The following is a 15,655-nucleotide window of genomic DNA, read 5'->3' as shown; positions in this document are numbered from 1 at the left end:
GTTCCACGATGGCCGGCCTTCGGCCGGGCGAGCAGGATGGGGCCCGCCTGAGGAGGGGCACTGCTCGGCCTTTCGCCGCATTGATGCGGTGGCTGGCGCACAAGGCCCGACGGACGCGTTCCGACGGTTCGGGCCTGCCGCGCCCGGTGTGGCGAGGAGTGCCCGTACTTCACGGCAGGTATCCCTGCGAAGACTTGGAGCGTACGCATGAGCCCCACCCGTCGTGACGTCTTGAAATGGGGAGTCGGCGCCGGAGGCGCGGCGACCGCGGCCGCGCTCGGCCTGCCCGCGACCGCCCGCGCGGGGAGCGGCTTCAACGACCCCTCGTGGATGGGCCGACTCCCCAACAGCACACTGCTGGCCCGCCTCACGATCCCCGGGACCCACGACTCGTGGTGCACCGACCCGAGCAACGGAACGGAGTGGGCGCACACCCAGAACTGGGGCATCCCCGAGCAGCTCGAACGGGGAATCCGCTTCCTCGACATCCGTTGCAACGGACTCCAGGGCGCGCCCAACGAATTCGGGCTCTACCATGGAGCCGCCTACCAGCACCACCGCTACCAGGACGTCCTGGACGTGTGCCGCAACTTCCTCCGGCAGAGTCCGGGCGAAACAATCATCATGCGGCTCAAGAACGAGAACGCCGGCGGCCAGGCGCTCGGCCCCGAAGAATTCCGGCGCCGGTTCAACTACTACATGGACAACATGGGGTACCGGAGCCTGTTCTGGACCGCTCCCTCGTGGCCCGCCCTCGGCCAGGTCCGCGGCAAGATCGTCCTGGCCGCCGACTTCGCCAACGAATGGGGCATCCTCAACTGGACCAGCGGCACGCCCGACAAGAACTACTTCAAGATCCAGGACGAGTGGAACGCCCCCAACAGCGCCGCCAAGGTCCGGTTCATCACCAAGTGGTTCGACGCGGCCTACTACGACCAGAAATCGTATGAGCCGTACGTGAACTTCACGAGCTACTCCGCGGATCGCTGGCCCAAACTCAACGCGAGCCAGGTACTCCCGGATGTCTTCCAGTACCTGAACGCCAGGAGGGACGAGAAGATCCACTTGGGCATCGTCCCGATGGACTTCCCCGACTTCAACCAGGACGTCGTACGCCTCCTGGTGGAGAAGAACTTCGTCAGGTAGCGAGAAGCGCGGGAGCCTGCGGGCCGCCGACGGAGCGCGGCGGCTCGGCGGCTCGACGTTGAGGAGTCGGCCGTCAGAAAGTGTTGGGTAACCGGGTGATCACTCGTTCTTGAGGGCGTCGGCGAGACGGCGAGCCGCTTCGGTCTCGATGGGGCCGCGCGGTCGCACCTGCGGGGCAGCACCGGGAAGGCTTTCACATCCGCGTTGCGGCGCACCGCCCTGAATCGCGTCTGCCGGGACCTCAAAGACGATCGTGAGTCCGTCGCGCTCGTTCCCCTGCTCGCCGACGCGCGTGAAGCCGAAGCCCTCGATGGAGGCCAGGGAGGCGGTGTTGTCGGATCCGATCCTGGCGCGCACGGTCCTGACACCGGGTTCGGCGGCGGCCCTGACGAGCAGCGCCCTCAGCATGGCGCGGGCATAGCCCTGGCGGCGGTACCCGGGCACGACGGTATAGCCGACCTCGACCATGCCGGCCTCGTCCGGCGGCCCGTGGAACCCGGCGTCGCCGACGACGACCCCGTCCGGCTCGGACACCGCGGCCCGCGTGATCCAGGGCGCGGCAGAGGGATCCTTGGCGAGCTGGTCGGCGCGGTAACCGAAGATCCAGCGGGCTCGCTCACCGACGAAGTGTTCGTCAAGGGCGACCCCGGCCTCGGCGCTGCCGCCGGCGAGGTCACCGTCGGCAAGCGCCCGCAGCGCCCTTTCGCTGAGCCCGACGAAGCGGACGCTTTTGGGAATGGAGAGAGGTTCGTTCTTCATCACGGAGATGTTCGCCCAGCACCGGGGGGCTGTCCACGGCTTTACGGCCTGGCGGACATGAGGGTCGTTCCATTCGGGCGGTGACATGAGAAGGGCCCCACGGATGCCGAGAACGATCGCTGCCAAGAGGGCCCGGGGAAGGGTTCAGCCGACCGGCACCCACCGCGTCGGCACCCGGTGGTCAAAAGCGATCAGAGGGTCGCCCGTCAGCGGATGGTCCACCACCGCCGCCCGTACGCCGAAGACCTCCGCCAGGAGTTCCGGCGTGAGGACCTCGCGCGGGGGGCCCGAGGCCACTACCGAGCCCTCGTGCAGTACGTGCAGGCGGTCGCACAGCGATGCCGCCGCGTTGAGGTCGTGCAGCGACAGCAGCGTCGTGCGGCGCTGTTCGCGCAGCAGGGCCAGCAGTTCCACCTGGTGGCGCACGTCCAGGTGGTTGGTCGGTTCGTCCAGGACCAGCACCTTCGGGTCCTGTGCCAGGGCCCGGGCCAGCAGGACCCGCTGGCGCTCGCCGCCGGACAGCGTGGAGAACCGGCGGCCGCCGGCGCCGGCCATGCCCACCTGTTCCAGGGACGCGGCCACGATGTCCGCGTCGGCGCGGTCCTCGGCGGCGAACGCGCGCTTGTAGGGCGTACGGCCCATCGCGACGACCGCCCGCACCGACAGCTCGAAGTCGCTCCCGCGCTCCTGCGGCAGCGCCGCCACGTGCCGGGCCGACTCGGCCGCGGTCAGTGTGCGGATGTCGGTGTCGCCGAGCAGCACGCGCCCGGCGTGCGGGCGCAGATAGCGGTAGACGGTGCGCAGCACGGTCGACTTGCCACTGCCGTTCGGGCCGATGAGGCCCGCGATCTCGCCGTCCCGTGCGACCAGGTGGACGCCGGAGACCACGGTCCGCCCCGACAGGGCGACGTCCAGGTCCTCGATGGCGACGCGCATGTCAGTGTCCCCTCTCCAGGCGCCGGTCCAGCAGATACAGCAGCGTCGGCGCGCCGATCAGCGCCGTGACCACGCCCACCGGCAACTCCTGGTCCGGCAGGGCCGTACGGGCCACCAGGTCGACGACCACCAGCAGGACCGCGCCGAACAGCGCGGCCACCGGCAGCAGCCGGCGGTGGTCGCCGCCCACCACCATCCGGCACACATGCGGCACCATCAGCCCCACGAAGCCGATCGCGCCGGACACCGACACCAGTACACCCGTGAGCACGCTGGTCACCACGAACAGCTCACGCCGCAGCCGTGCCACGTCCACGCCGAGCCCGGCCGCGGTCTCGTCGCCCATCAGCATGGCGTCCAGGGCGCGGGCCCGGGCCAGCAGTGCCGCCAGACCCAGCAGTACCGCCGCCACGGGCACGGCCAGCGTGGACCACTGCGCCCCGCCGAGCGAGCCCATCAGCCAGAAGAGCACGCCGTGCGTCTGCTGGTCGTCGCCCGCCTGAAGCACCAGGTAGTGGGTGAAGCCCGACAGGAACTGTCCGATCCCCACTCCCGACAGCACCAGCCGCAGCGGCGAGAACCCGCCGCCGCGCCGCGCCATCGCCCACACCAGGGCGAAGGACGCCAGCGCACCGGCGAACGCCGCCGCCGACAGTCCCACTCCGAGCAGCCCGCCGGCCCCCGCGCCCAGGACGATGGCCGCGACCGCGCCCAGCGACGCGCCGCTGGAGATGCCCAGCAGGTACGGGTCCGCGAGGGGGTTGCGGACCAGGGCCTGCACGGCCGTGCCGACCAGGCCCAGGCCCGCGCCCACCACGGCCGCCAGCAGGGCCCGGGGCACCCGCAGCTGCCACACGATCAGGTCGCGGGTGCCCGGCACCGGATGCCGGCCGCTCACGCCGCGCGCCACCGCCGACCACACCTCGCCGAGCGGCACGTCCGACGAACCCAGGCACACGGACGCGACCAGCGCGGCCAGCAGGGCGGCGCCCAGGCCGGCGCCGGCCAGGCCGGCCCGTATCCCCGGCTCGCGCTCCTCCTCCACCGCCGCGGTGAGCGCCGCCATCTACTTGACCCGGTCGGGGTGGAGCGTGTGCGCGATCTCCCGCACGGTGTCGGCGCTGCGCACCCCGCCGATCGTCGTACGCTCCGAGCCGATGCGCACGAAGCGCCCCTCCTTCACCGCGGTGAGGTCCTTCGTGGCGGGGAAGGAGCGCAGGAAGTCGGCGGCCTCGTCGAACGCCTTCTTGTTCGCCTCCTCGCTGCCGCGGTCGCGGACCCCGAGCTGGATGAAGTCCGGGTTCTTCGCGACGACGTCCTCCCAGCCCACGGGCTTGAAGTCACCGGTGCAGTCCGCGAAGACGTTCCGCCCGCCCGCCTGGGTGATCACCGCGTTGGCGACCTGGCGGTTGCACACGGCCATGGGCGTCTTGGTGCCGGCGTCGTAGTCGAAGAAGAAGTACGACGGCCGCTCGGCCTCGGGTACGTCCTTGAGCGCCTCGCGCACCGCGCCCGTCTTCTGCCGCATCGCCGTGACCAGCTCACCGGCCCGCCGCGAGGTTCCGGTGATCCTGCCCAGCTCCTCGATGTCGGCCTCGACGCCCGAGAGGTCCATACGCGGGGCCTTGCTCATCGACGCGCACGCCGTCGACTTCAGGAAGACGTGCTTGATCCCGGCCGTCTCGAACTCCTTGGGCGTGGGGGCGTCACCCATCCTGCCCATGTTCTTCATGGACGAGAACGAGTCGACGTACAGGTCCGCGCCCGAGCCCAGCAGCTTCTCCTTGGGAATGACGGTCTTCCCCAGCACCGGCACCTTCGCGGCCCGGTCCGAGAACTCCCCCGGCAGCGCCCCCTTGCCGGGCGGGAAGCCCGTACCGGCCACCTTGTCGCCCGCGCCCAGCCACATCAGCAGCTCCAGGCTCGCGGCGTTGCTGGTGACGATCCGCTTCGGCGCCGCCTCGAACGTCGTCTTCGCCCCCATGCAGTCGGAGACGCTCACGGGAAAGCCCGCGCGCGCCGCGCCCGCCTCGTCATCGGCGGTCCCGCCCGCCTTCCCGCCACCGCCGCAAGCCGTCGCCGACAGGGCCACAGCGGCCAGCACACCGCACCACGCACGAGGGCGCATCAGAAACTCTCCAGTGATCGACGTCCGCACGGGCCCGCACCTGCGGGCCCGGATCAGGTAGTCGGACCGCGCCCCCGCCCGGTTCCCGCGTGTCGCGAGGAACCGCGACGTACCCTGACCCGAACGTCCAATCGACGCGCGAAGGAGACCCCGCATGGCGCACCAGCTCCAGGAGATGCCCACCGACTGGCGACGCGCTCTCGCGATCGTCGCCCACCCCGACGACCTCGAATACGGTGCCTCCGCCGCCATCGCCACGTGGCTCGACGACGGCCGCGAGTGCGTCTATCTGCTGGCCAGCCTGGGCGAGGCCGGCATCGACACCCTCGCACCCGCCGAGGCCGGCCCGTTGCGCGAGCGGGAGCAGCGGGCCAGCGCCGCCGCCGTCGGGGTGTCGACCGTGGAATTCCTCGGCCACCACGACGGCGTCATCGAGTACGGGACCGCGCTGCGCCGCGACTTCGCCGCCGCCATCCGCCGCCACCGCCCCGAGCTCGTCCTGACCCTCAACCACCACGACACCTGGTCCTTCGACGGCTCCGTCTTCTGGAACACCCCCGACCACCGGGCCGTCGGCCGGGCCACCCTCGACGCCGTCGCGGACGCCGGCAACCGCTGGATCTTCCCCGACCTCGCGGAGGAGGGGCTGCTGCCCTGGGACGGCGTCCGCTACGTGGCCGTCGCCGGCTCCCCGCGGTCCACCCACGCCATCGACGCGAGCAGCGGCCTGGACCGGGCCGTCGCCTCGCTGCTCTGTCACCGCACGTACATCGAGGCGCTGACGAAGGAGGACCCGGAAACGTACTGCCGCCGTTTCCTGGAGGGCAACATGAAGGCGGTCTCGGAGCGCTTCGGCGGGCGGTCGGGCGTGGCGTTCGAGCTGTTCAGCCGCTGAGCTCCGGAGCGTCCGGGCAAGGCGCCCGCTCCATCACCAGCACCGCCGCGTCGTCCTGCAGCCGTCCGCCCGTGTGCGCGTCGAGATCCGCCCGCAACCGCTCCAGGAGCTCCCGCGTCGGCAGTCCCGCCCAGGCCCCCAGCCGTTCCGCCAGCGGATAGAAGCCGCCGTCGGGGTCACGCGCCTCCGTGACGCCGTCCGTGCAGGCCAGCACCCGGCAGGCGGCCGGCAGCGCGATCCGCCGGCCGGTCCGGGGGACGGGGGAGAGGTTGCCCAGGCCCAGCGGCAGCCCCGGGTCGGCCGCCTCCAGCTCCCGCACCTCACCGTCCGGCCCGATCAGGAACGGCGCCACGTGGCCGCAGTCCACGAACACCACGGGCACCCGGCTGCCGTCCTGTCCCGGCGCGTCCTCCTCCGTGCCGAAGACGAGCGCCGTGACGAACTCCTCCGACACCCGCAGCGCCACGTCCTCCGAGACGGCCGCCGCCGGGTGCGAAGGTGTCCGCACCTGGTAGGCCGCCGACCGGTGGTAGCGGTAGAGCCCCTGCTCCACCGCCTCCATCCCGCTCACCAGGTCCGGCCGGTGGTACGCGGCCTCCCGGAACGCCGTCAGGACCGCCGCTCCCGCGCCCAGCGTGCCGAGCCCCTTGCCCCGCACGTCGCCGATGAGGACCCGCGTCCCGTACGGGGTGTCGACGACCTCGTAGAGGTCGCCGCCGACCAGCGCCTCCCGCTGCGAGGAGACGTAGAAGCCGTCGACCACGACGCTGCGGGTGCGCAGCGGCAGCGGCCGCAGCAGCGCCCGCTGCGCGGCCTCGCCGGTGGCCCGCACCCGTTCCAGCAGTTCCTCGCCGTCCCGCCGCAGCCGCGCCACCGCGATGCTCGCGCCCACCATCAGGGCGTTGCCGACGAACGAGCCGACGCGGTTGACGGCCACGTCGCTGACCAGCACCCCGTGGTGGGTGGCCATCAGACAGAAGTCGAGGATGCCCACGAACACCGTCTGCCGATAGGTGCACAGCACCGCGGCCGTCATCGGCGCCAGCGCCGCGAAGAGGTCCAGCCGCAGATGGGCCGGGGTCACCAGGTCCACGGCCACGATGACCACGAGATAGACCACAACGAGCGCGAAAGGCATGCTGCGCGACGACACGGTGGCGGGACCTCCACGCCGGAAATGGGCTGCATTGGGCAATTCGCCAGGCACAGCCTTCCACGGCCGGTGCCCACCGGCCACCGCTGCGATCTTGAGTCGCGGGTTTGGCCGGAGTTTTACCGTGGGTTTCCGTTTCCGTGGACCGCGCCTCTCGGGCCCGCGCCTCTTGGGCCCGCGCCTCTTGGGCCCGCGCCTCCCGGGGGTCCGCCACCCGGGGGCGCGGCGCCCGCCCGTGAGCCTCAGACCTTGCGGTACGTCCGCGCGTCGTCCGTCGCCGCGAGCACCGCTTCCACATCGCCCCCGGCCGACGCCGTCACCAGCGCCGTCACCGCGCCCTCCACGAACGGCGCGTCCGCGATCCGCACGTCCGCCGCGCCGAGCGAACCGTCGCCCAGCAGCGCCTTGACGGTCAGGACCGCGCTGCCCATGTCGCACAGCACCACCACGCCCCGGCCCCGGTCCACCTCCGCGACCGCCCGGCGGACCAGCTCGGCGCTGGTGCCGACGGAGCCGTCGGGCAGCCCGCCGGCGGCCGCGGCCGGCGCCGGGTCGCCGGTGCCGACCAGGGCCCTGGCCAGCGCCGCCGTCGAGGCGGCCACCTCGCGGCTGTGCGAGACCAGCACCATGCCCACCCGGCCGGCGGGCTCCTCCGCGGCGGCCTTCGGCTCCGCCGGAGCCTCCGCCTCCGGGGCCGAGGCGCACAGTTCCGGGTCGGTGGCCTCGTACAGCGCGGTGATCAGCAGCGCGGAGGAGGTGGCACCCGGGTCCTGGTGGCCGACGCTGCGCTCGCCCAGGTAGCTGGCACGCCCGCGCCGCGCCCGCATCGGAATCGTGGCCTCCGCACCCTCACGGGCGGCCCGTGCCGCGGCGTCCAGCGCGGCGGTGACATCGCCCTGCGCGAGCGCGGCGGCATACGCGTCGGCGGCCGGCTGCAACGCGTCGACCATCGTCTTGTCGCCGGGCGCCGAGTCGCCCAGCCGCCGTACGCTCGCCACCGCGGCGGCCAGCGCCCGGCCCAGCGTCTCCGGTTCGACCACCGCGTCCTCGCCGAGGATCTTCCCCATGCGGCGCAGCACCGTCCCGTACAACGGCCCCGACGCGCCGCCGACGGTGTTGGTCAGATGCGCGCCGACCGCGGTCAGCAGCGCGCCCGGCGTCGCCGGCGGCTCGGCGCCGGCGGTCACGGCCTCGGAGGCGGAGGTGAAGCCGCGCTTGAGGTTGGCGCCGTGGTCGGCGTCGCCGATGGCGGCGTCGAGGTCGGTCAGCCGCGCCGCCTCCGCGACGATCACGCGGGTGGCGCGGTCGAGGAAACGGTGGAAGAAGGCCAGGTCGAGCGGGACGGACATGTGCGGTGGCTCCTCGTCGCTGGAACAGCCCGCACCAGCTGGTACGGGCCCGGCCCGGCCAGCGTAGTGCGGCCCCCTCGGCCAGGTGATCGCCGCTCGCGCGTCAGTGCCCCGCCGGTCCGGTCGGCAGGCGGGCCGCCCCGCCGGTCCGGTCACGACGGCCGGCCCGCCGTGAGGGTCAGCCGGTCGGCGACGATGAGGTCGGAGGTGACCAGGGCCTGTTCGGCGTCGACGTGGGTCATGGCTGAACCACCGCGAACTGCCGCGCGAGACGGTGTGCTCCCTGCTCGTTCGCGGCCCGGGCGACGCCCTGCGGGCCATCGAGGACTACGAACCGAGATGCCCGGCCCCGGTGCGCAAGGGGTGGTGACAGGGGTTCGCCGGGGGCTCACCGGAGGGTAGGAAGTGGGTGCCCGATCAGGCCGTCACCCAAGGAGAGTGGCCGTGCGAAACCTGACCTTCGTCGTCGGTACGGGACGGAGCGGGTCGACCGCCCTGTCCCGCGTCCTCGGCACCCATCCCGACGTGCTCAGCCTCAATGAGCTGCTCGCCTCCGTGGGGCACGAGGGGTTCCCCGAAGGGGAGCTCGGCGGCGGGGAGTTCTGGCGGCTGCTCGCCACGCCGAACCGCGTGTTCGACACCATGATCCGCAGCGGGGTGCCGTTGCCGGAGTTCCTCTACACCCGCCGCCCCGGGCGCCGGTTCGCGGCGGACGGCGCCGGGATCCCCGCCCTCTCCCTCATGGTGCTGCCGCACCTCACCGACGACCCGGACGGGCTGTTCGACGCGCTCGAAGGGGAGGTCACGACGTGGCCGAGCCGTGCCGCCGCCGGGCACTACCACGCGCTGTTCGACACGCTCGGCGCGCGGCTCGGCCGTACCGGGGCGGCCGTCGAACGCTCCGGATACTCGACGCACTGGGTCCCGCGGCTGCGGGCGGCGTTCCCGCGGGCGCGGTTCGTGCACCTGTTCAGGGACGGACCCGACTGCGCGCTGTCCATGAGCCGCCACCCCGGCTACCGGATGATCTTCCTGATGCGGGAGATCCGCTCCCGGACCGGGGTCAAGGAGTTCGGCGACCTGACGGAGCGGGACGTACGGTCACTGCCCCCGGAGCTGTCGGCGCTGCTGGCGGACCGCTTCGATCCCGCCCTGGTACGGGACCGCGACCTGCCGCTCGTGGGATTCGGGACGCTGTGGTCGGAGCTGGTCGCCCAAGGAGCCGGCCACCTCCGTCAGGTGCCCGCGCCCCTGCGGACCACGCTCTCCTACGAGAGCCTGCTCGACGATCCCCGTCAGGAGCTCGCCCGGCTCGCCGCGTTCATCGGCGTCGATCCGCTCCCGGAGTGGCTTGAGGCCGGGAGCGCACTGCTCGACGACAGCCGCAGGGGCGCCTCCCTGCGGCTGCCGCCCGGCGAACTGGCCGCGCTGAGGGAGTGTTGTACCCACGGTGCGCTGGCTCTGGAGGGCTGTACGTGAACCGATCCCGTCGTCCTGGTCGGGGACCGCTTCGTCAGCGTGCCCCGGCGTCGATCCCGGGGGCGGTGCGCAGCGTGGCGAACAGCCCCCGGGCCCGGGTGCCGTCCGGCAGTTGCCAGGAGCCGCCGACGTGGCCCGTTGTTCCCTGGGGGAGGGGAGAGCGGCTGTCGGTGCCGGGACGCAGGACCCGGTGCACGCGCAGGATCGCGCCCTGCGCGGCGGACAGCTCGGTTCCGTCCTGGTCGTCGGTGGTGGCGCCGACGACGAAGTCCGCCGGGGCCGGTCCGTCGCCGGTGAAGGAGCGGGTGACCTCCCGGTCGGGGGTGTCGCTGGTGTTCTGGTCCTGGGCCTGGACCCGGCCCTCGATGAGGGCGAGCAACTGGGCGACCGGCACCGGGTCGTGGCAGCCGTCGTAGACCCAGCGCCGCCCCAGCACCCCGTGCTCCATCGTGCCGACGAGGGCGTGGTCCGCCCCCTCCAGCGGGGCGCCGCGGTAGGTGAACGGCACCAGATAGGCGACCGGATGAGTGCCACCGGTGTCGGCGACCACGATGAACTCGACCCCCACCTCACCGTGCGGGTCGTCCAGCCGGAACCCGCCCGCCTTGACCAATCGCGGTTCGCCCGAGCCACCCTGGTACCACGTCCGGGAGGGCAGCCAGGAGGCGAGCAGCTCCAGCTTGGTGGGCTTGAGGGTGGTCTGATGGATGACAGCCATACCGCGGATCCTCCTGCGTCGGGCGGTGGGGGAGCCTTCGCACCCGGAGTCGGAAGGCCCGCGCCAGGGTAACGGGCTTGGATCCGGGCGTCTGTTTGATTTTATGGACAGAGTGGGGGCCGGAACCCGAGAATCGGCCTCATGACGTCTCCTGAGTTCCGTACGCGCGTGACACGGCCCTCCGAGGCCGAGCGGGAGCGGGCCCTGGTGATCCTGCGCGACGGCACAGGCGACGGCAGGCTCTCCCACGACACGTTCATGCGCCGCATGGACCTCGTCCTGACCGCGCGCAGCAGTGCCGAGATCGACCTCGTCATGGCCGATCTCCCCTCCCGCGGGCGGTTCTCGGACTTCGTCCTCCGCGCGGTGGGTCGCCTGTCCGCCTTCGCAGCGGGCGTGCGCGGGGCCTGGCGGGGCGCGCGGCTCCCGGGCCTCCGGCTCCCCGAGCCCGGCACGAAGCCGCTGAGCATCGGCCGGGCCCCGGTCTCCGGCCTGCGCCTCGGGGACGACACGGTCTCCCGCCGGCACGCGGAACTGCGCTGGCTCGACCACGGCTGGCGCCTGACGGACCTCGGCTCCCGCAACGGCACCTATGTCAACGGCCTGCGCATAGCCGGGTCCGTCCGGGTCGGCCCCGGCGACCACGTCGCCTTCGGCGACCTCTCCTTCCGCCTGTCGGTCTGACGGACTGTCCGTTTGACGGTCTGTCTGCCTGGCGGCCTGTTCCGTCCGGCCGCCCGGCGGCGCGGCCGCCGGGACCGCGGAGCCGATGCCGCTTCCGGGTGAACCCACCCGGGCGCCGGTGTCGCCGCCCGGTGCCCGAGGAAGGCGTCGGTGGGAAAGCTCCGGGGGCGCCGCGCTCGACGCGGTGTGGCGCCGGTGGCCGGTCCGGACGTCATGCCGAGGAGAACCCCGTGGAAATGCCGCAAGTGAGCGTGTGTCAGGTGGACGAGTGCGCGTACAACCGGGACAGCGCCTGCCACGCCCTCGCGATCACCGTGGGCGATGCCACCCACCCCCACTGCGACACGTTCTTCGTGTTCCCAGCCGAGGGCGGCGACTCCTCCTCGGTCGGCAGGGTCGGTGCCTGCAAGATGTCCGGCTGCCTGCACAACGTCGGTCTCGAATGCCAGGCTCCCGGCATCACCGTGGCCTCCCTGGGGGCCTCGGCGGACTGCCTGACGTACACGGCGCGGTAGACGGCAGGACAACGGGCGCGGCCGCCCGCCGGATCGCCGCCGGCTGCGGCGAGGACCGCGGCGGCCTTGCCTGCGGCTCCGGGCCGGTCCTCCGGCGCGATGTCCGGTTCCCACTCTTGGATGTCCTGTGAAGAACGTGGAGAATCCCCACCGTCACGCCATGGATCTCATGTCACGTCGGTGAGGAGACATCATGCGCTCGGTGAAGACGGTCCTCGCTCTCGGTGTCGCGGCGCTGGCCGCGACGGGGAGCATCATGACCCCGGCCGCGACAGCAGCGGCTCCCTCTGTGCACGCCAACGGGAAGGCCATGACCTGGACCCTGCTCGCGGACGGGCCCAGCGGAACGGTCCAGGTGGGCGGCGGTCCTCTGAGCAACCCCTATCAGGGCGACACCGCCACGACCACGGCCCTGCCCGTGCTCTGCCTGAGAATCGACGGCCGGCCGGCGCCCGCCGGCATCACGCCCGGTTTCTACGCGGGCTGGGCGCGCGGCGAGGTCGCGGCCACCGGCCCGATCCGCGGCACCCGCCTGACCAGCCGCGCGGCCGCCGACGGAGTCTGTGCGAACACCTTCGGGGCGGGCTGGCGCATGGCCGAGTTCCACGACGGCAGATACGGCCCCAACCTCGAGAACTCAGGAGGCTGGAGCTACTGGGCCTACGGTGACGTCCCCGTCGGCACCCGCTTCTGGACAGCCATCAACGACCAGCCGGCCAACCCCTGGAACTGAGTGACCCGAGGTTCAGGCGGAGGCGGCTTCGAGGAGGGTGTCAGCGGCGGCGGTGCGGGCGTAGAGGACGGAGCGGCCGGCTCGGTGGGCGCTGACCAGCCCCGCATCACGTAGAGCGGTCAGGTACTGGGACACGCCGGCCGGGGACAGGCCGGTGCGGTGCGCCAGCTGGGTGGTGGAGGCCGGGGTGTCCAGCTCGGCCAGCAGGCGGGTTCGTGAGCGGCCGAGTACGGCGGCGAGGGTGCCGGTGCCGGTGGTCGGCCCGGGAGCCCACAGCGAGCCGATGCCGCGCGCCGCATAGGCGAGTTGTGGTGGTTCAGGTGGCGCGACCCGGGTCAGCATGCCCGGCCCGGTGAAGGCCGAGGGAACCAGCAGCAGTCCCGGGCCCGCTGTCGTGCGGGACAAGGGCCTGTTCCGGCGGATCAAGTGCAGCGCACTGCCGTCCCACCTCACCGATTCGTGCAGGTCGTTGAGCACGTGGCCCGCGCCGTGTTCGGCGACCTGGCGCGCCCGGTGGAAGACGTCGGTGTCGAGCACCGCGCGGATGCGTGCCCAGTAGGGGGCGAGGGCCAGCTCCCAGTAGGTGCGGATCTCCTGGGTGAGGCGGGTCAGGCGGGTGTGCGGGTCGGTGCGCAGCGACCGCAGCCGGGGGCCGAGACGTCCCTGGTGATACTCGAGGTGATCGAGGTCGTGGCGGACCCGGTCGGTGGGGCTGTCCTGGATGGCGTCCAGCTCCGCGTCCAGCACCGGGGCCGGTCCGGCGGAGGCCGGGTTGAGGAAGTACGGAAAGAAACCCGACTGCGGGACCAACTCCGCGAGCCAGCCCCGGTCCAGCCCGGCCGCCGCCGCTCGTGGCCGGACCTGCTGGATCCAGGGCCGGTGAACAGGGGATGCGGAGGCGTGGTCCGACAGCAGCCGAAAGCTGGTCACCACCTGCCACATCGGCGAGACGGCGAACCGTACCTGCGCCAGATCGCTCGCCGAGAACGCCAGCTCCGCCAGGATGACCACCTTCAGGATTCATACATGTCCGAATCAGTGGCGGTCACTCTACTCGGTGGAGATCATTCCGGTATGACCTCACCCATGACCTCCCACATGGCTTCGGACTCCATCACCGCAGCGGCATCAGGCACCTGGAAGCTCGGCGACCTGGTGGTCAACCGCATCGGGTTCGGCACGATGCGCTTGACGCAGCACGGCGAGGCGTTGATACCCGACGCCGTTCCACGCGACCGCGATCAGGCGATCCAGGTGCTACGCCGCGCGATTGAGCTCGGCGTGAACCACATCGACACCGCCGCGTTCTACTTCTCGCCGCTGCGGTCCGCCAACGAGCTGATCAACCGGGCGCTGGCGCCCTACTCCGATGATCTCGTCATCGTCACCAAGGTCGGGCCGGGCCGTGACCTCTCGGGCAACTGGCTGCCCCATGCGACACCCCAGCAGCTGCGCGGCCAGGTGGAGGAGAACCTGCGCCAGCTCGGCCGCGACCACCTGGACGTGGTGAACCTGCGCATCACGGGAACCGACTCGATCGCCGAGCGGTTCGGCGCGCTGGCCGACCTGCGCGAAGCAGGTCTCATCCGCCACCTGGGCCTCTCCAACATCCGTCCCCACCACCTCGCCGAGGCCCAGGCCATCGCACCCGTGGTCTGCGTCCAGAACATGCACGGCATCGGGGCATCACCCGAGCAGGAGGAATTCCTGCGCACCTGCGGCGAACAAGGCGTCGCATTCGTGCCGTTCTACTCGATCGCCGGCACCGGACGCGAGGCCGGCGCGACCACCGGCGAGAGCGGCGAGGTGCACGCCGTCGCCCGAGCCCGTGGGGTGAGCCCGGCGCAGATACGGCTGGCGTGGACACTGCACCAGGGCCCCCACGTCCTGGCCATCCCCGGCACCGGCGATCCCGACCACCTCGGCCAGAACGTGGCCGCCGGCGCGCTGCGGCTCTCCGAGGACGAACTCACGGTCCTGAACTCCCTCCACGGCGTCGCTCCGGAGCAGCGGAACTAGGTGGGGGCCGTCTTTGCCGCCTGCGGCGGCGGGCGCCCTGCGGGCGCGTCCTCAATCTCCCCCAGCTACCGCTGGGAGGTGCCCCCAGACGGGCTTGATTGTGGCTGAGCTCGGCCACAATCAAGCCCGTCCGGCGATTGAGGACACCACCGCGCAGCGGTGGTGCACACGACACGGCCCGCAGGGACGTGACCTTTCGGACCAGCCGTCAGACCACCCGCATCCAGTGGTCCTTCGTGGACCAGCCCAGGAAGCGGCGGGCCCGGCCGCATGTGCCGTGTCGAACCGGCCGCCCGCCGCCACCAGTCGCAGACCCGTCATTCATGCCGACGCGGCGGGATTTGCACCCGCGCCCTCCGGGTCCGGAGCCCGGTGCTCTTCTGGCTGAGCTACACGCCGTCGTCGGTGATCAGGCTAGGGGCGGCGGCAGCGGGCGGGCAAACGGATATGTGCGGCCGTCCGGTGCCGTCAGCCGCGCCGGCGCCCGCCCGCGTACAGCATGCTCGCGCCCGTCAGCGCGAACAGCCCCGCCGAGATGCCCAGCCCGGTGGTGTCGGGGGCGCGCTCGGTACGGGCGAGGAGGTACGGCTCCAGGAGGCCGACCGGGTCCTTCATCAGCGTCACGGGCTCCCACTCCTTGAACTGGCCGAAGCAGTTCTGCTGTTGGGACAGGCGGTGGACGCCCCCGTCGGTGTCGATCACCGTGCAGGTGTCCAGCTCCGTGCCCTTGGCGTTCCGGTGGGTCCCCTTCTGCGCCACCACCGCGTCGAGGGGTTCGCCGAGCTTCTTCGCGTACAGGTCGTAGAGCGCGGGACCGGAGAAGAAGAGCAGGGCGAAGGCGGCGACACAGGCCAGGGTCGCGGCGCCCGGGCGGCGCCAGGAGCTGCCCGCCACGATCGCCGCCGCGCCGATGGTGACGAACGCCAGGGGAATCGTGAGCCACATGCCGTACGGGTACTGGGCGGCGCAGCCGGCCACGACGGTCAGGACCGGGATGAGCAGGGCCCACTTCAGCGTATTGAGCCGGCGGGACCGCCCGGAGGGCGCCGCGGGGGCTGCCGCGCGCTCGGTGCTCGTGGCCGGCCGGGCGGTGGCGGGCGTGCTCACGGTCTCCTCCGGGAGGGGAATGCCAGGTACATGA

General features: G+C 72.2%; 16 protein-coding genes, 1 tRNA gene and 1 pseudogene. 7 read left to right on the top strand and 11 right to left on the bottom strand.

Annotated features, from left to right (window positions below; all coding sequences use genetic code 11):
- Positions 1-207: 207 nt before the first annotated feature.
- Positions 208-1,146, top strand: a complete 939-nt coding sequence (locus tag J7E86_RS01210; RefSeq protein WP_215078813.1) for a phosphatidylinositol-specific phospholipase C — start codon at positions 208-210, stop codon at positions 1,144-1,146.
- 99 nt (positions 1,147-1,245) lie between these two features.
- On the opposite strand, the gene J7E86_RS01205 is transcribed toward J7E86_RS01210, so the two are convergent.
- From J7E86_RS01205 to J7E86_RS01190, 4 genes are all read right to left on the bottom strand, one after another.
- Positions 1,246-1,905 carry a GNAT family N-acetyltransferase gene (locus J7E86_RS01205; protein WP_215078811.1) on the bottom strand — a complete coding sequence of 220 codons (660 nt, stop codon included), beginning with the start codon at positions 1,903-1,905 and terminating at the stop codon, positions 1,246-1,248.
- Positions 1,906-2,049: 144 nt separating this feature from the next.
- Complete coding sequence (locus tag J7E86_RS01200) at positions 2,050-2,841, bottom strand: ABC transporter ATP-binding protein (RefSeq protein WP_215078809.1); 792 nt, start codon at positions 2,839-2,841, stop codon at positions 2,050-2,052.
- 1 nt (position 2,842) lies between these two features.
- A complete protein-coding gene (locus tag J7E86_RS01195; RefSeq protein WP_215078808.1) occupies positions 2,843-3,907 on the bottom strand; it encodes an iron ABC transporter permease in 1,065 nt (354 codons plus the stop codon).
- Positions 3,908-4,969 (bottom strand): ABC transporter substrate-binding protein, encoded by a 1,062-nt coding sequence (locus J7E86_RS01190; RefSeq protein ID WP_215078806.1) that lies wholly within the window; start codon positions 4,967-4,969, stop codon positions 3,908-3,910. It lies immediately after the preceding gene.
- Between the two features lie 154 nt (positions 4,970-5,123).
- Here J7E86_RS01190 and J7E86_RS01185 point away from each other — a divergent pair, with 154 nt between their 5' ends.
- Positions 5,124-5,864, top strand: a complete 741-nt coding sequence (locus J7E86_RS01185) for a PIG-L deacetylase family protein (protein ID WP_215078804.1) — start codon at positions 5,124-5,126, stop codon at positions 5,862-5,864.
- On the opposite strand, the gene J7E86_RS01180 is transcribed toward J7E86_RS01185, so the two are convergent.
- The 3 genes and pseudogenes from J7E86_RS01180 to dhaL all read right to left on the bottom strand — a co-directional run.
- Complete coding sequence (locus J7E86_RS01180) at positions 5,854-7,002, bottom strand: PP2C family protein-serine/threonine phosphatase (RefSeq protein ID WP_215078802.1); 1,149 nt, start codon at positions 7,000-7,002, stop codon at positions 5,854-5,856. The genes J7E86_RS01185 and J7E86_RS01180 overlap by 11 nt on opposite strands.
- Before the next feature lie 257 nt (positions 7,003-7,259).
- Entirely contained in the window at positions 7,260-7,646 is a 387-nt protein-coding gene (locus tag J7E86_RS30635) for a PTS-dependent dihydroxyacetone kinase phosphotransferase subunit DhaM (RefSeq protein WP_251018510.1), read from the bottom strand.
- 90 nt (positions 7,647-7,736) lie between these two features.
- A pseudogene (gene dhaL / locus J7E86_RS30630) lies at positions 7,737-8,366 on the bottom strand (dihydroxyacetone kinase subunit DhaL); the annotation flags it as partial.
- Positions 8,367-8,810: 444 nt separating this feature from the next.
- Here dhaL and J7E86_RS01170 point away from each other — a divergent pair.
- On the top strand, positions 8,811-9,845 hold the full coding sequence (locus tag J7E86_RS01170) for a sulfotransferase (protein WP_215078798.1): 1,035 nt from the start codon (positions 8,811-8,813) through the stop codon (positions 9,843-9,845).
- 34 nt (positions 9,846-9,879) lie between these two features.
- Here the strand turns inward: J7E86_RS01170 and J7E86_RS01165 are convergent, their stop codons facing one another.
- The gene (locus J7E86_RS01165; RefSeq protein WP_215078796.1) at positions 9,880-10,563 is read right to left on the bottom strand and encodes a 1,4-alpha-glucan branching protein; all 684 of its coding nucleotides are present in this window, start codon (positions 10,561-10,563) and stop codon (positions 9,880-9,882) included.
- Between the two features lie 141 nt (positions 10,564-10,704).
- Between J7E86_RS01165 and J7E86_RS01160 the strand changes: the two genes are divergently transcribed.
- The 3 genes from J7E86_RS01160 (at position 10,705) to J7E86_RS01150 (ending at position 12,495) form a co-directional block, all read left to right on the top strand.
- Positions 10,705-11,247: a DUF1707 and FHA domain-containing protein gene (locus J7E86_RS01160; RefSeq protein ID WP_215078794.1), complete on the top strand. Its 543-nt coding sequence runs from the start codon at positions 10,705-10,707 to the stop codon at positions 11,245-11,247.
- Between the two features lie 236 nt (positions 11,248-11,483).
- Complete coding sequence (locus tag J7E86_RS01155) at positions 11,484-11,762, top strand: DUF1540 domain-containing protein (protein WP_251018508.1); 279 nt, start codon at positions 11,484-11,486, stop codon at positions 11,760-11,762.
- Between the two features lie 193 nt (positions 11,763-11,955).
- The gene (locus J7E86_RS01150; RefSeq protein WP_215078791.1) at positions 11,956-12,495 is read left to right on the top strand and encodes a hypothetical protein; all 540 of its coding nucleotides are present in this window, start codon (positions 11,956-11,958) and stop codon (positions 12,493-12,495) included.
- 12 nt (positions 12,496-12,507) lie between these two features.
- On the opposite strand, the gene J7E86_RS01145 is transcribed toward J7E86_RS01150, so the two are convergent.
- Positions 12,508-13,500, bottom strand: a complete 993-nt coding sequence (locus J7E86_RS01145; RefSeq protein WP_308312430.1) for an ArsR family transcriptional regulator — start codon at positions 13,498-13,500, stop codon at positions 12,508-12,510.
- 93 nt (positions 13,501-13,593) lie between these two features.
- On the opposite strand from J7E86_RS01145, the gene J7E86_RS01140 reads away from it, so the two are divergent.
- The gene (locus J7E86_RS01140; protein WP_215078885.1) at positions 13,594-14,514 is read left to right on the top strand and encodes an aldo/keto reductase; all 921 of its coding nucleotides are present in this window, start codon (positions 13,594-13,596) and stop codon (positions 14,512-14,514) included.
- Between the two features lie 326 nt (positions 14,515-14,840).
- Here the strand turns inward: J7E86_RS01140 and J7E86_RS01135 are convergent.
- Together J7E86_RS01135 and J7E86_RS01130 are read right to left on the bottom strand one after the other, a co-directional pair.
- A tRNA-Arg gene (locus J7E86_RS01135) sits at positions 14,841-14,913 on the bottom strand.
- Between the two features lie 69 nt (positions 14,914-14,982).
- Complete coding sequence (locus J7E86_RS01130; protein WP_215078789.1) at positions 14,983-15,621, bottom strand: hypothetical protein; 639 nt, start codon at positions 15,619-15,621, stop codon at positions 14,983-14,985.
- Between the last annotated feature and the right edge of the window lie 34 nt (positions 15,622-15,655).

The organism is Streptomyces sp. ISL-11 (assembly GCF_018614525.1).
Taxonomy (GTDB): domain Bacteria; phylum Actinomycetota; class Actinomycetes; order Streptomycetales; family Streptomycetaceae; genus Streptomyces.
This window is presented reverse-complemented; position numbering and strand designations above follow the sequence as displayed.